This window comes from Streptomyces sp. NPDC003034, assembly GCF_053591375.1.
On record NZ_JBSFTS010000003.1, the window covers coordinates 188,277 to 201,408 of the forward strand.

Below are 13,132 nucleotides of genomic sequence, written 5' to 3' on the forward strand. Positions count from 1 at the left end.
ACTCCTCAGGCGAGCGGTTCAGCAGGCGCACCAACCTCGGCCGCAAGCGACACGACGCCGCCCCCGACGAGGGCGGCAAGCCCGCGTGATGCCGCGCCTGACAAACGAGCTCCCGGGTGACACAGTGGTGCGATGCCCAGAGCCTTCCACTCCCGCGCCGATGAGCAGGAGGCCCTTGACGCATGCGCCGTCGCGGAAATGCTTGAGGTCCTGTGGCGCCCACTGCAGGAAACCACCGCCGTGGGACCTGTCCCACCGTCGCAGCTGCGCGCTCTGACCGTGATCGAAGAGCGGGCGGGGATCAACCTGCGTGACCTCGGAGAAGCGCTCGGCTCCGCCCCGCCCGCGGTCAGCCGCCTGTGCGACCGCCTGGAAGCGGCAGGCCTGCTGCAGCGCTCCCGCGGCAGCACGAACCGGCGCGAAGTCGAGCTGAGCCTGAGCCGGCGCGGAAGCGCCGTCCTGGCGGACATCCGGGCACTGCGGACACAGAAGATCGCCGAGGTGCTCCAGGAGATGTCTCCCCAGCACCGCCGCTCCCTCGCCGAAGGCCTGACAGCCTTCCATGACGCAGCCGTCGCACATGTCGGCCTTGACCTCGCGCCAGGCGCAGGAAACGGCCTCTCGGACACCGCCTGACCCGCAGGCCGCCCCGCCCGATGCCGGTCCCTACCGCCGGGTCCGGCCAGGGGCCTGGCCGCCCGGCCGACGGAGAGGGATGATGAGAAATCATGCCTCTGCGACGCTGGCCGGGCTCCCGCCCACGAGCGCACACCGGGCCGGGGCATCGAGGGGAGAGGGCATGCACAACCACTCCGAAGCCTGGCTCGGCGCTGCGGAAAGCGCCCTACGAGCGGCACCTCCCACCTCTCTGCTCTCAGCAGCCCGGGAACTGCTGTCCACCTACGTCCAGGCAAGCGACGTCACGGTGCTCCTCGCGGACTACGGACTGTCCGTGCTGCAACCAGTCACGCAGCTGCCCCAGACCGGAACCCAGGTGGCTGTCCGCGACGGCGCTCCAGCCGGCCGTGCGTTCTCCGCCCAGGCTCCCGTCGTAGAAGTCACCGACGACCCCGGCACCGTCATCGCCCACCTGCCGATCACCGTGCGGGGCGACCGACTGGGCGTTCTTTCCGTGCGCCTGCCCGAACCCGCCGAGGGCGCTCCCGCCGTACTCGAACTGGCGGCCTTCGCCACCGCACTGGGACACGAGCTGGTCGTGGCCGACCGGGACACCGACCTCTACCTCCAGGCCCGCCGCCGCAGACGGCTCACACTGGCCGCCGAAATGCAGTGGCAGCTGCTGCCCGGCCGCGGGTTCAGCCGGCAGGAGTACACCCTCGGCGCCCACCTGGAGCCGGCGTACGCCATCGGCGGCGACAACTTCGACTGGAGCACCACCGACGACTCCCTGACCATCACGGTCACCGACGGACAGGGCCACGGCATCCACGCGGCCCTGCTGACGAACCTCGCCGTCAACGCCCTGCGCAACGCTCGCCGGGCAGGCATCCCCCTCGAAGACCAGGCCTCCCTCGCCGACCAGGCGATCTACGCCGAATACGGCGGAGAACACTACGCGCCGTCCCTCCTGTTGCGCTTCGACCTGAGAACCGGACGAGCGCAGGCGGTGGACGCCGGATCGCCCCAGCTGTTCCGGCTTCGCGACGACATCGTGCAGCGCGTCACGTTCGAAGCCCAGTCACCGCTGGGCATGTTCGAGGAAACCGACTACCGCCGGCAACCCTTCGCCGTAGCCCCGGGCGACCGCCTGGTGATCGTCAGCAGCGGCGTCCACGGCTCCCCGACGCAGGACGGCAGCGCCTTCGGCGAACGTGCCCTGAAGGAGACCATCGCCGCCACCCGACGGTCCTCCACGCACGAAACCGCCCGCGCGCTCGTCGACGGCCTCGTGCAGCACCACGGCGGTTGGGAACTCCCTCAAGACGCCGCCGTCGTCTGCATGGACTGGCACGGCGGGCAGCAGCCCGCGCGATGATCCACGGCGAGCGGCGGCGAAGTCACAAGGCCACGGGCCGACCGGTCCGCAGTCCGTACGACCGACCGCTGTGGCCATCGCGGCACGGCGGCCGAGGAGCCCGGGACGGACCGCCGCTGCAGCCTACGGGGCCCTCCAGTGGCGGGGAGGCTCCGTGGCCTCCGTGAAGGCGCGCAGGCCGTCCAGCAGGTGCTGACGGTGATCGGCGGGCATGTCGAGCAGCACCTCACGCAGCGCCTGGGAACGCCGCTCGTACAGACGCTCCACTGTCTCGTGACCACGCTGCGTCAAAATCAGTCCCACCTCGCGTCGACGGTCCGTGCTCCGTTGCCGACGCAGCAGACCGGCGGCTTCGAGCCGGTCGCACAGCCTGCTGGCCGCGGGCGCTCCCGCACCGACCTCCTCAGCCAACCGGGTGAGATTGATGCCCGGGCTGCGACGTGTGACCGTCAAGGCCCGCAGTTGAAGGCTCGACAGCCGGGGAGAAGCCGTGTGCGCGGTGCGCTCCCACAGGTCCACCAGCGCTGCCGCGGCGTCGGCCACCTCCTGCGCCATGGCAGACAGAGGGTCTTCGGGTAGTCCCGCACGGTCCATAGCGGCCGTCACTCCCCAAATAAGCAGGTGCAATCCCTTTCAGGCCACACCGCCGGTGACGGGCCTCCGGCTGAACAGGAATACGCGTCGTCTGCCCTCTGTGAGAAAAGTAATCCCTGTCAAGCGCCAGAATTGCCCGCTGAACGAAGGACACCCGTTTGCTGGCGGCACGCAGCCGCCGTGGACGATGGACACACCCCGGGTGCCCAGGCGCCCGCCGGACAGTCACCCAGACCTGCCACCGGTCGGTCGAGGCCGGACTGCCGGCAGGCAGACAAGCAGCCGGTGGCGGGTCCACCCGATGCCAGGTTAAGCCGCTGGGGGCCGACCGAACCAGTCCAAGCAGGTCACCAGCGCGTCGTCCTCGGCGGCGGTATCACGGTAAGCCGCCAGCTCCTCCAGGATCGCGCGCGGCACCGCGGCGGCCGGGAGGAAACTGGTGGCCTGAATGGCGCGGGCCAGTGCGCGTTCGCTGTACACCTCCCCGCCCTCGCCTGCGGCTCCGTACACCCCGTCACTGACGAAGATCAAGCGATCCCCCGGAAGGGCCTCAAAGCCCTGAGCCGCGTAGTGCGACTCCTCGAACATCCCCAGCGGAAACTGCGCCTCGAACTGGACTCTCTCCACGGATCTCTCCCGGTACCGCCACAGCTGGGGCGAGCCGGCATCCACCACCTGGCCGCGTCCCGTGGCCAGCTCCAAGGACAGCAGCAGGGTGGAGACGTACTCCCGCCCGTGGTACTGACCGTAAACAGCCTGGTCCGCCAGCGCCGCCTGATCCGCGATACCGATCCCGGCCCGGCGGGCGTTGCGCAGGGCATTGACCGCGAGGTTGGTCAGGAGCGAGGCCTGGATTCCCTCACCCATCCCATTGGTGACGGTCATGGTGAGGGCTTCCGCGGTAGTGGACCAGTCGAAGTTGTCGCCGTGGATGTCGTAGGCGGGCTCCAGCTGGGCACCAATCGCGTACTCCGGGCGCGCGCAGGCCCGCCCGGGCAGCAGCTGCCACTGCATCTCGGCGGCCAGGGTCAGCCGGCTGGCCCTACGGGCCTGCAGGTACAGGTCGGTGTCCCGCTCCGCCACGATGATCTCGTGTCCCAGCAGTTCCGCCACGTCCGTCAGCTCCCCGACGGTCTCCGCCGTACACATGTGCTCGGGCATGCGCACCGTGAGGATCCCGAGCCGGTCACCTCGCACGGTCACCGGCAGATGAAGATCAAGGGCGTTGCCCTGGACGGAGTACTGACCGTACGGCTCCTGACTGCCGAAAGCGCGACCCTCCGGTGTCGCCTGTACCGGCAGGGGTTCTGCGGTATGCGGGAGCGCTGTGACCTGCTGGAGGACGCTCAAGCTGTAATCGGCCATCAGAAGGTCGACTGCCAGAGCGTCGTAGTGCGCAATGAGTGCGGAGCGCACCGTCTGGAGAAGGTCGTGCGGTGCAGCGGTGCGCAGGGCGCGTTCCACAGCCAGGAAATTCGTCATGGTGAGCGTCATTTCTCCGAGAAGTGGCCGTGTAGATCGGGCGGCTCGCCGAGGCGGCCGTCGACGCATGGCGGTCGCGCTCAACGAACTTCGTGCGAACCGGCAAGAGCGGAGGTCATCCGCATCTTCCGACTGTCGACCACTGTTCATCTCCTAAATAGTTGCCATAAAGCAACTGTCGCCTACTCTACCGCCTGTGACCTGTGACGGGGACATCAATCGCTGAGCCCGGGTGTTCGGCGCATCCACCTCTACCGGCGGCGGGGCGGGCGCGGGCGCACGCTGCGGCGGCGTGGGCCGGCGCGCGCGGTCGTCGACGTCAGTCCTCGCCGCCGTCGAGACCCTCCCCGTGGGGTACGTGATGCGCGCGCAAGCACGCTCAGTCGCCCGACCCCCGTCAGTCCTGGGCGGGGAGGTCCAGGGCGGTCCCGTACAGGCGGGAGACCCGGATCAGGATCATCACGCGCCGGTCGGGCAGCGGCTGCTCGCCGTCCGCCGCGCTGTCCGCCGGGTCCACTATCTCGGCCTCGCCCTCCGCCACGGCGAACGACCAGACGTCCGGGCCGCTGACGTGCAGTGAGGTGTGCGGGTCGCGGCGCAACTGGCGGACCTTGAGGCGGTCGGCGGTGGAGGAGACCCGCAGGAGGCGCTCCTCGGCGTTCCACTCGTAGAGGACGGTCGACAGGTGCGGGTGGCCGGTGCTCCTGACGCTCGCGAGTACGCCGAACTGCTGGCGGCCCATCAGCTGGGAGAGCTCCTGGTCGGTGAGCACCCGGGGAGCCGGGCCGTCGTTCTGGGTGGTACCGGCGGTGGTCTCGGTGTCGGTCTTCTCGCTCATGGGGATCAGCCTTTCGGTGGTCGGGATGGGGTGGGAGTGGTGGGGGCTGGAAGGGGGCGGGCGGCTCAGAGCGCGGCGGCGTGGGCGGGAGCCGGCCTGTCAGCGGGCTGCTGGGCGGCCTGGGGCCCGGGGCGGCGAAGCGTCGCGAAGGCGACGGCGAAGGCGGTGACCAGGAGTCCCGCACCCACCGCGAAGGCCAGGTGGTATCCGCCGGTCAGGGCCTCGGCCGCCGTCCGGCCCTCCGCCGCGAGGCTCTCGGTGCGGGAGGCGGCCAGGGTGGACAGGACCGCGACGCCCAGGGCCATGCCGATCTGCTGCGTGGTGTTGAACAGCCCGGACGCGAGCCCGGCGTCCTCCTCACTCGCGCCGGACATGCCCAGTGCGGTCAGCGCCGGCAGCGCGAGGCCGAAGCCCGCGGCGAGCAGCATGACCGGGAGGAGGTCGACGGCGTAACTGGCCCGCACGGGGACGCGGGTGAGGAGGGCGAGGACCCCGATGAGGAGCGCGATGCCCACCAGCAGGACGTTGCGCTCACCGAAGCGGGCGTTGAGGCGGGCGGAGACCCCCAGAGAGACGGCGCCGATGACGGCCGCCGCCGGGAGCATCGCCAGCCCGGTCTCGGCGGCGCCGTACCCGAGCACCTTCTGGAGGTAGAGCGTGACGAGGATCTGGAAGGAGAAGAGCGCGGCGACCATCAGGATCTGGACCAGGTTGGCGCCCAAGACACTGCGCGAGCGGAAGATCCGCAGTGGCATCAGAGGGTTCTTCACGGTGGCCTGACGGATGAGGAACGCGGCGAGCAGGACGGCGGCGAGGGCGCCGGAGCCGAGGGTCCGCGCCGAGGTCCAGCCGTACTCCTCGGCCTTGACCACGGTGTAGATGCCGAGCATCAGGCCGGCGGTGACCAGGGCGGCGCCCAGGACGTCCGCGCCCGCCCCGCGGCCGAGGCCGCGGTCACCGGGCAGGACGCGTACGGCGATTGCGAGGGCGGCGAGTCCGATCGGCAGGTTGATGTAGAAGATCCAGTGCCAGTTCAGCGCGTCGGTCAGTACGCCGCCCAGGACCTGGCCGATGGACGCGCCCGCCGCGCCGGTGAAGCTGAAGACGCCGATGGCCTTGGCCCGCTCCCTGGGCTCGGTGAACAGGGTCACCAGGATGCCCAGGCTGACGGCGGAGGCCATCGCGCTGCCGATGCCCTGGAGGAAGCGGGCGGCGACCAGTACGGCGGGTGAAGTGGCCATGCCGGCGAGCAGCGAGGCGGCGGTGAAGACGGCGGTGCCGGCCAGGAACATGCGCCTGCGGCCGATCAGGTCGCCGAGCCGGCCGGCCAGCAGGAGCAGGCTGCCGAACGCGATGAGGTAGGCGTTGACGACCCAGCTGAGGCCGGCGGGGGTGAAGCCCAGGTCGCTCTGGATGGCCGGCATCGCCACGGTCACGATGGAGCCGTCAAGGACGGTCATCAGCATCCCGGAGGCGATGACTGCGAGGGCGAGCCGGCGTGAGCGCGGAGTGGCGGGAGAAGCGGGCGGCGGCGCGGAGCCGGATGTGGCGAACATGCGGTGCCTCCTGTCAATTGGGGCGACAGGAGTGACCGTAGCAGATGGTTTTGTTGCAGACGATTTTCTTCGGTCTTATTTTTGTCCTCGCTTCGCGTCTACCTGGACTGGCGCGCCCGGCGGGCGCTGCGCGGTGTCTCGGCGGGGGTCGCCAGGCCGTCGTCGACCAGGCGGTTCAGGGCCCGCAGGAGGGTCTCCCGGTCCCCTTCGGGGAGGGCGGCCAGGGCGTCGTGATGCACGCGGTCGACGATCTTCTGGCTCTGCCCGGCGATGCGGGCGCCCTCGTCGGTGACGGCGATGATCCGGGCCCGCCGGTCCGTACGGGAGGGGCGGCGCTCGGCCAGGCCTGCCTTCTCCAGGGCGTCGACCGTCACCACCATCGTGGTCTTGTCCATGTCGCCGATCTCGGCGAGCTGGATCTGGGTGCGCTCCTCCTCCAGGGCGTGGACGAGCACGCAGTGCATGCGGGCGGTCAGACCGATCTCGGCGAGGGCGGCGGACATCTTGCTCCGCAGGACGTGACTGGTGTGGTCGAGGAGGAACGACAGGTCCGGTTCGGTGCGCGCGGGTGTCATGGCGGTCATGCCTGCCAGCGTAGAGCAATTCGATCCGAGGTGGATTATCCGGAAGAGACCTTGATGAAGCCGGGCGGACCAGGCCGCCGGCGGGTGCGCGGGCCCGGGGCTCCAGACGCTCGGAGGCGGTGTGCGGGGGCGGCTCCAACGCGGGCGGGACCGCCGTGGTGCGTGCCGGGGACAGGGATCAGGTCGGGCCTCGGCTTTCTCGTGGCAGTGCGTTGCGTGGTGGGCTGCTGCGGCGAACTGCGACAGAGGCTCGAATTGGTGGTGGACGGCGCTTCCCGACCAGTGACAGGCGTGACTCCGGCGCCCGAGCTGTTCGACCTACGATGCCTGGATGCACGCAGACAGCCCTCGGGACGCTCACGCCCTCCTCCTCAATGGCCTCGCGCCCTGATCGCCGTCGCCGACCGCACGGACGACGTCGCGGAGCTCATCACCCGCCGCCTCGCCACGCTCGCCCACAATAGCTCAAAGGCCTTCGACGAGCCGACGGTGCACGCGGTGGTCCGCCAGGCCGTCCGCGACGTCCGCACCACCCCGCCCACGCTGATCGAGGGCCCGCCGGCGGATCACGCTCGCTGCGCCGCGTCGTCGACGACATCGCCGCCCACAACCACGCGCTGGGAGAGCTGATGCTTGAGGTCGCCCCGGCCTACCTGTCCCACACGGCGGCCGCCGAGGTCCTGGCGCCGCTGTGCGACGCGATCGGCGAGGAACTCCAGACCGGCCTCGCGGCCCGCCGCTAGTCGATGCCCGCAGAGCGTCGCGCTCTGCACGGCACCGTGCTGTGACTGCCGTTGCTGGCAGAGGGCGGCCCCCGCGCGGTGTCGACGGCGCGCACCGGCCGGCACCGGGATCCCGGCGCTGGCCGCCCGGGCCAGATGAGTACCAGGAGCGAGGTGCCTTGAGTACACCCGCGCAGGCAATCGGCAGCCGGAGCTGCTTGGCTGTGCCCATGCCTGAAGCGATCCCAGCCCCGACCGCCGCCCGTCCCGCTGAGAACTTGGGCCCCGACGGGGTGTCGATGTGGACGACGGCCTGGACGGTGCTCCTTATTCCCGTGGCCCTCTTCTTCGGAGCGCTCGCCCCGATGGCCACGGACGCCCACCCCCAGACCGTGGCGGTCACCATGGCCTTCTGGTGGGCGTCCTGGACCATCACCCCGCTGCTCGTGGTGGTCTCCCGGCTGCTCCCCGGCCGCCCGGCGCTGGCCAGGGCGCGCCGGTGGGCTGGGCGAGCCGCGCTGATCCCGCCGATGGCCGTGATCCTGCTGGCCATCACCCTGTAGCCGGTGGCTGCTCCCGGCGGCGGGGCGCCTGGAGTTCAGCCGCAGGGTGACGCGCGTACGGGGCGTGGAGCCCGCGGCCGACTGACGTGCGTGGCTCGCGTGGAGAACACCCGCGGGCCGTCCTCCTGCTGGAGCAGGGCAACTCGGCCATGGCCGCCTGGGGTCCTGAGGCCGGTGACCGAATGGGCCACGCTCTGGCTGCCGGTGCCACTGCCACCGGTGAGCCGTACCTGGTGATCGGCGCTCCCGGCGAGGACGTAGACGGCGTCGTCGACACCGGAAGCGTCTTCTACCTGCACGGCACCGGCACCACCAACGTCTCCATCCACCAAGGCAAGGCGGGCATCGGCGGCGAGCCGGAGAAGGGTGACCGGTTCGGCACCTCGGTAGCCGCCTCGCCACAGCACATCGTGATCGGCTCCCCGGACGAGGCGATCGGCACCAAGACGACCTCGGGCAGCATCCAGATCTTCAGCCACAAGCTCGATGCCACCGGCACCCCCGACTCGCTGATGTTCCTCGATCAGGACAGCGACATCATCAGCGGCACTGCGGAGACGGGCGACCTGTTCGGCGCTGCGCTCTCAGCCGTCCCCTACCGCACGAGCGCGGGCATCGCTCCCGCCACGGACACGATCATCGCCGTCGGCTCCCCGGGAGAGGACACCGCCACCGCCGGCATCCAGGACTCCGGCCGCGTGGTAACCCTCCGCGTCACCGGTGCCGGCAACGTCACCCAACTGCACGACATCTTCCAGGGCACGGCCGACATCACGGGCGACGACGAAGCCGGTGACCAGTTCGGTAAGGAGGTGTCCGCCGTAAGCCTCCAGCCCGGCGCCGTCAGCACCGCCCAGAACCTGCTCGTCGCAGTCGGCGTCCCCGGCGAGGACCTCGGCACAGTCAAGGACGCCGGCTCGATCCGTGTCATCCCGCCCGTCGGTGCACCGGGCGCCACCGACTTGGTCGTCGAGGCCGGCACAGCGGGCCTGCCGGGCACGCCGGGAACTTCACAGAAGGTGGGCGCCTACTTCACGGCCGGCGCCAGCCACCTGTACGTCGGCATGCCCGACGGGCCGACCCGCACGGCGCAGTCCACGCCCTCCCCTGGGCCAAGCTGCTCTCCCGCGCCGCTGACCCGGTGCAGACCTACCAGGCTGGAAAGGCCTGCCCACCGTTGGATCGTCCTTCGGTGCCATGACCCAGTAACTCCCAAGGCAGCTACTGAGCTGCCCGCACCCATCTTCGGCCCCGCCCCTCTCCGATCCCTGAGGATCCCGAAAGGGCCGGGGCCGAAGCCTTCACCGGCTGCACTGGCTTCCATCAGTCGTGCGCGATACACGAACTTGCGGCGTTGCCCAGAACGGAGGCCACGGAACGGCCAAAGAAGTCCCTGCTTCCCGGTCGGGAGGCCTGCCCCGACCGGGTGCTTGGGGCAGACCACCGCGGAGTGGTCAGGCGCTGCTGCCGGTGAGGTGGCGGGTGTGATGCGGATCTTGCATTTTCCTCACTGCGGCTCTGCGCCCCCAGTTGGTTCACGGAGTGAACCAACTGGGGATGTGGGGAGCGGAAAGCAGAAGGACTCACCGATGGCTGGGTGTACCAGTCCCTGGTCGTAGGTCGGCCGTCCGCGGAGTCCCCACCGGTAAGTGGTGCCGTCCACGGTGACGAGCCGCGATCCCTTTTTGACCAGTGCCATGTCCACATCCTTTCGCAGGTGACAGTAGTGAACGGCGGCTGGTCGTGTCGCGCCGATTCCCCTCGGACGGTGTCAGCTTCTGCGCATCGGGATCACGTTCCGGCTTGCGGCTGGGATGGTGGGTCGCGCGGCCTCGGGAGTGGCCAGCAGAGCGACGATGGTGACGGGTTTGTGCAGTGGGGGCAGTTCCGGGCGGCTGTGGGTGTGAGGAGCAGGGGCAGGGACCAGCGGCGCATGCCGTTACCGTGCCGTACACAGGTCCTACAGCTCGTCAGACGGCCCCGGCGGCCCCTCGGATGGATGACGCCCTGGACGGTTGCCGGGCCGGGTGTGTCCGGCCCGGGGACTCTGGAGGGAGGACGGAAGGCAGGCCCCGGGGGTGATGCTGAGACCGCCGGTTGAGCCGATGCTGGCACAGGCTGCGCAGTCGGTGCCGGGCCCGGCTGCGCTGCGTGCAGGGGTGGCCTACGAGCAGAAGCTGGACGGTTCTCCAGACACTATGAAGTGTCTCATCGGGGTGACTCTGCGGAGCCGGACCGTGAGGATGTCGTCTCAGCATCTCCTCGTGGAACTACGTCAGACGGGCGGTTGCCACGAGACCGCCAGGCTCGTACGTGTTCGGTCCGAAGGCGGCATCCGGCTTCAGCTGCCTCCGCAGGAGCGATACGTCGCGCGGGTGTTTTCAACGGGTTGTTTTGGCCCCACCGGAACGGTCCGCAGTGGCCCCACCTTTGGGCCGTGTGGGTGAATGGTTCAGGTGGTGTCCCGGAGGAACGGGTTGAAGTGGCCCCACCCCTGATGGAGACATTTGAATGTCCCCACCTCGTGCTCACATGGCCTCAGAGTTACTCATCGCAACTCCCCAGGCCTACTCCCGTCTAGCCGCGCAGCAGGGTGATCGGCCGGGCAGCCGGAACTTGAGATCGATGCGCGAAGTGCCGATGTCAGCGGGCCCACATACGTTTCGGTTGACCGCCCGGCCGGGCGGCGAGGAGGGGTGAGACATGAAGTGGGCCGGAGACGCTCGGCTGGCAGCCGGGCCTGAGGCCACCTGGTACCTGGAGACGGCTTTCACGCCCGGCGCTCACCTGGGGACGGTGTACGACGATCCGACAACACCCATCGTTGTGACGGGCATCGAGGAGGTGACCACTATTCGTGTACCCAGTGGCCGTCTTGTCGTCGATGCGCCGTGGGATGACGATGACACCTGGAGATACGAGAAGGGAGTGCCAACGAGGCCCTCGCGGGAGCTGGCGGTGCGCATTCCCCCAGGCGTCTACCGAGTGGAGATCGCATGGACGGCGGGCCCGTACGAGTTCTTCGGCGAGCACTTCGATGGCGTTGAGTGTGCCGCGACGCGCCTGCGCATCAGCGACGACCCTGTGATCGGGTGGGAGATGGGCCTGGGTGTCGAGGACGATGTCGACCGGCTTCAGCCAGGCGAGGAACCCCGCTTTTACTCCGACGCCAATGTTGGCTGTTTCGCCGACGCAGGTGCGTGGACGACCTTGTCCGCGCCATTTCGCACGTGTGTGGATGGCCATTGGGAGCCGCGTGACAGTGGACAGCTGCCGGACGGGTGCGAGCGGATCAGCGACGAGTCGCAACAAGCCGATCTCGTCACGTTCACGGCCCAGTCGGGTGGCGTCGTCTGGTTGGGGCGGACCAATAACGGCGATGTGGCCGCGATTGTCGTCACCAGCGGCATGAACAGCGCCAAAGCGTGACGTAGCACCCACCGGGCCCGGCGCTCGCAGGGCCTCCCCCACTCTTGAGAGCTTGATCAAGTGAAGCGAGGAGCATGCCCGGCCATTCACAAGAATTCCCGTGCCCCCTCGATCGGGTGACGTTTTCGGGCTGTCCTGGGGCGGAGCGATCGAGGTGCAGGGGGCGGCTGTCGAGGACCGGTAGCGTGTGGCGCACGAGCCCGCCCGGGCGCGTCCCCTGACAGGCATGTGAACGGGCGGGCACCTTTATGGGTGCCTGCCCGTCGACGTTTCGGTCTACGGAGAGGTCAGGCCGCGGCGGCCTGCCGCTTGGCGGTGGTGCCGGCGAGACGGAATGACTGGGTTCCGGTCTCGATGATGTGGGCTTCGCATGTAAGCCGGTCGACGATGGCCTGGCAGAGCCGCTTGTCGGTGAAGGTCTGGTCCCACTCGGTAAACGGCCTGTTCGACTGACACGGCCGTGACCACGAAGCCACACAGCGTGATCCCGGCCGCCAAGCGGGTCAATCCGGCACGACTCCAACCGCGTGCACCGGTGCCACCAGGCAGCCAGGTGCGGCCACTTCAAACCGTTCCTCAGGTGGGGCCAGCCGAACCCGTTACCCCGGAGCCAAGAAAGGCCGTCCTAGACACGCGGGATAGCGAAGGGTTCATGGACTCCCGCACGGCCCACCTGCGGTGGAGACTGGCTCGGATCCCGGTTCAGCCACTGCGCGGCCATTCCTTCGGCGAAGAACGCCACGTGGCTTCAACCGGGCCCAGCGCGGCGAGGAGGATCGCGACCCGTGGCGGTCCGCACGGGACGCGGGCGCCGGTCGGATTCCCTCTTGCCTGCTACAGGCGGGAAGATCCGCTGTGGTGTGACGCTGGCCGCGAAGAAAGTTCAGGGGACACATCACCGGACGGTCAATGCAGTTGGGTGAGCGAGTGCGTCCGGAGTCGAGAAGCGCGTGAAGCGGGTAGCCGCCGACGGAATGACGAGGGGCGCCCACCAGGTCCGTACGGACCCGGTGGGCGCCCCATGCTGACTGGCGGCCGGTTCAGCAGCTCGGCCGGGATCCTTTCGAGGACCGCGTTCACGGATACGAAGTACTCCTTGTCCGCGCAGTACGAGACCCTGAGCAGCGTCGGATTCCCGCCCACTTCCTTGCGGAAGCACATGTCCTTGAGCGGGAAGCCAGGGGTGATCTCCGGGCGTGACCCGGTGGCCTTCCAGCCCGCGGCCGGAGCTGCGGCCCAGTAGTGGTCAACCACCTTGTCGGGATCGCCGTCGTAGGTGTAGTACGTGTCGGCGACCAGCCAGACTTCGGTGCCGCTGTCGTCCAGGCACTCGGCGCCGCTCGCGCCCCGCACGGGGGCCGCGCCGGT

Annotated in this window: 11 protein-coding genes and 1 pseudogene; 5 read left to right on the forward strand and 7 right to left on the reverse strand. The window is 69.4% G+C overall.

The window, feature by feature from the left end; all coding sequences use genetic code 11:
* Positions 1-240 precede the first annotated feature (240 nt).
* Together ACWDX7_RS05365 and ACWDX7_RS05370 are read left to right on the forward strand one after the other, a co-directional pair.
* Positions 241-636, forward strand: a complete 396-nt coding sequence (locus ACWDX7_RS05365; RefSeq protein ID WP_451488177.1) for a MarR family winged helix-turn-helix transcriptional regulator — start codon at positions 241-243, stop codon at positions 634-636.
* A 163-nt stretch (positions 637-799) separates the two neighbouring features.
* Positions 800-1,996 carry a PP2C family protein-serine/threonine phosphatase gene (locus tag ACWDX7_RS05370; RefSeq protein ID WP_451488178.1) on the forward strand — a complete coding sequence of 399 codons (1,197 nt, stop codon included), beginning with the start codon at positions 800-802 and terminating at the stop codon, positions 1,994-1,996.
* 123 nt (positions 1,997-2,119) lie between these two features.
* On the opposite strand, the gene ACWDX7_RS05375 is transcribed toward ACWDX7_RS05370, so the two are convergent.
* From ACWDX7_RS05375 to ACWDX7_RS05395, 5 genes are all read right to left on the reverse strand, one after another.
* Positions 2,120-2,551 (reverse strand): MarR family winged helix-turn-helix transcriptional regulator, encoded by a 432-nt coding sequence (locus ACWDX7_RS05375; RefSeq protein ID WP_451488179.1) that lies wholly within the window; start codon positions 2,549-2,551, stop codon positions 2,120-2,122.
* A 348-nt stretch (positions 2,552-2,899) separates the two neighbouring features.
* Positions 2,900-4,072 (reverse strand): PP2C family protein-serine/threonine phosphatase, encoded by a 1,173-nt coding sequence (locus tag ACWDX7_RS05380; RefSeq protein WP_451488180.1) that lies wholly within the window; start codon positions 4,070-4,072, stop codon positions 2,900-2,902.
* A 397-nt stretch (positions 4,073-4,469) separates the two neighbouring features.
* Entirely contained in the window at positions 4,470-4,910 is a 441-nt protein-coding gene (locus tag ACWDX7_RS05385; RefSeq protein ID WP_451488181.1) for a pyridoxamine 5'-phosphate oxidase family protein, read from the reverse strand.
* Between the two features lie 65 nt (positions 4,911-4,975).
* Positions 4,976-6,466 (reverse strand): MFS transporter, encoded by a 1,491-nt coding sequence (locus tag ACWDX7_RS05390; protein ID WP_451488182.1) that lies wholly within the window; start codon positions 6,464-6,466, stop codon positions 4,976-4,978.
* Positions 6,467-6,564: 98 nt separating this feature from the next.
* The gene (locus tag ACWDX7_RS05395) at positions 6,565-7,050 is read right to left on the reverse strand and encodes a MarR family winged helix-turn-helix transcriptional regulator (RefSeq protein WP_451488183.1); all 486 of its coding nucleotides are present in this window, start codon (positions 7,048-7,050) and stop codon (positions 6,565-6,567) included.
* A 952-nt stretch (positions 7,051-8,002) separates the two neighbouring features.
* Here ACWDX7_RS05395 and ACWDX7_RS05400 point away from each other — a divergent pair.
* The 3 genes from ACWDX7_RS05400 (at position 8,003) to ACWDX7_RS05410 (ending at position 11,764) form a co-directional block, all read left to right on the forward strand.
* A complete protein-coding gene (locus tag ACWDX7_RS05400; protein ID WP_451488184.1) occupies positions 8,003-8,335 on the forward strand; it encodes a hypothetical protein in 333 nt (110 codons plus the stop codon).
* 182 nt (positions 8,336-8,517) lie between these two features.
* Positions 8,518-9,954, forward strand: a complete 1,437-nt coding sequence (locus ACWDX7_RS05405) for a hypothetical protein (protein ID WP_451488185.1) — start codon at positions 8,518-8,520, stop codon at positions 9,952-9,954.
* A gap of 1,084 nt (positions 9,955-11,038) precedes the next feature.
* Positions 11,039-11,764 carry a DUF4241 domain-containing protein gene (locus ACWDX7_RS05410; RefSeq protein WP_451488186.1) on the forward strand — a complete coding sequence of 242 codons (726 nt, stop codon included), beginning with the start codon at positions 11,039-11,041 and terminating at the stop codon, positions 11,762-11,764.
* Between the two features lie 287 nt (positions 11,765-12,051).
* Here ACWDX7_RS05410 and ACWDX7_RS05415 read toward each other — a convergent pair.
* Together ACWDX7_RS05415 and ACWDX7_RS05420 are read right to left on the reverse strand one after the other, a co-directional pair.
* A pseudogene (locus ACWDX7_RS05415) lies at positions 12,052-12,213 on the reverse strand (ATP-binding protein); the annotation flags it as partial.
* 457 nt (positions 12,214-12,670) lie between these two features.
* Entirely contained in the window at positions 12,671-13,117 is a 447-nt protein-coding gene (locus tag ACWDX7_RS05420; RefSeq protein ID WP_451488187.1) for a hypothetical protein, read from the reverse strand.
* Positions 13,118-13,132: the final 15 nt, after the last annotated feature.

Bases quoted from the DNA above. Each gene is read 5' to 3' on its own strand.
- ACWDX7_RS05410 (WP_451488186.1), top strand. From the start codon at position 11,039: ATGAAGTGGGCCGGAGACGCTCGGCTGGCAGCCGGGCCTGAGGCCACC.
- ACWDX7_RS05375 (WP_451488179.1), bottom strand. From the start codon at position 2,551: ATGGCGCAGGAGGTGGCCGACGCCGCGGCAGCGCTGGTGGACCTGTGG.
- ACWDX7_RS05390 (WP_451488182.1), bottom strand. From the start codon at position 6,466: ATGTTCGCCACATCCGGCTCCGCGCCGCCGCCCGCTTCTCCCGCCACT.
- ACWDX7_RS05400 (WP_451488184.1), top strand. From the start codon at position 8,003: ATGCCTGAAGCGATCCCAGCCCCGACCGCCGCCCGTCCCGCTGAGAAC.
- ACWDX7_RS05370 (WP_451488178.1), top strand. From the start codon at position 800: ATGCACAACCACTCCGAAGCCTGGCTCGGCGCTGCGGAAAGCGCCCTA.
- ACWDX7_RS05380 (WP_451488180.1), bottom strand. From the start codon at position 4,072: ATGACGAATTTCCTGGCTGTGGAACGCGCCCTGCGCACCGCTGCACCG.
- ACWDX7_RS05405 (WP_451488185.1), top strand. From the start codon at position 8,518: ATGGGCCACGCTCTGGCTGCCGGTGCCACTGCCACCGGTGAGCCGTAC.
- ACWDX7_RS05385 (WP_451488181.1), bottom strand. From the start codon at position 4,910: ATGAGCGAGAAGACCGACACCGAGACCACCGCCGGTACCACCCAGAAC.
- ACWDX7_RS05395 (WP_451488183.1), bottom strand. From the start codon at position 7,050: ATGACCGCCATGACACCCGCGCGCACCGAACCGGACCTGTCGTTCCTC.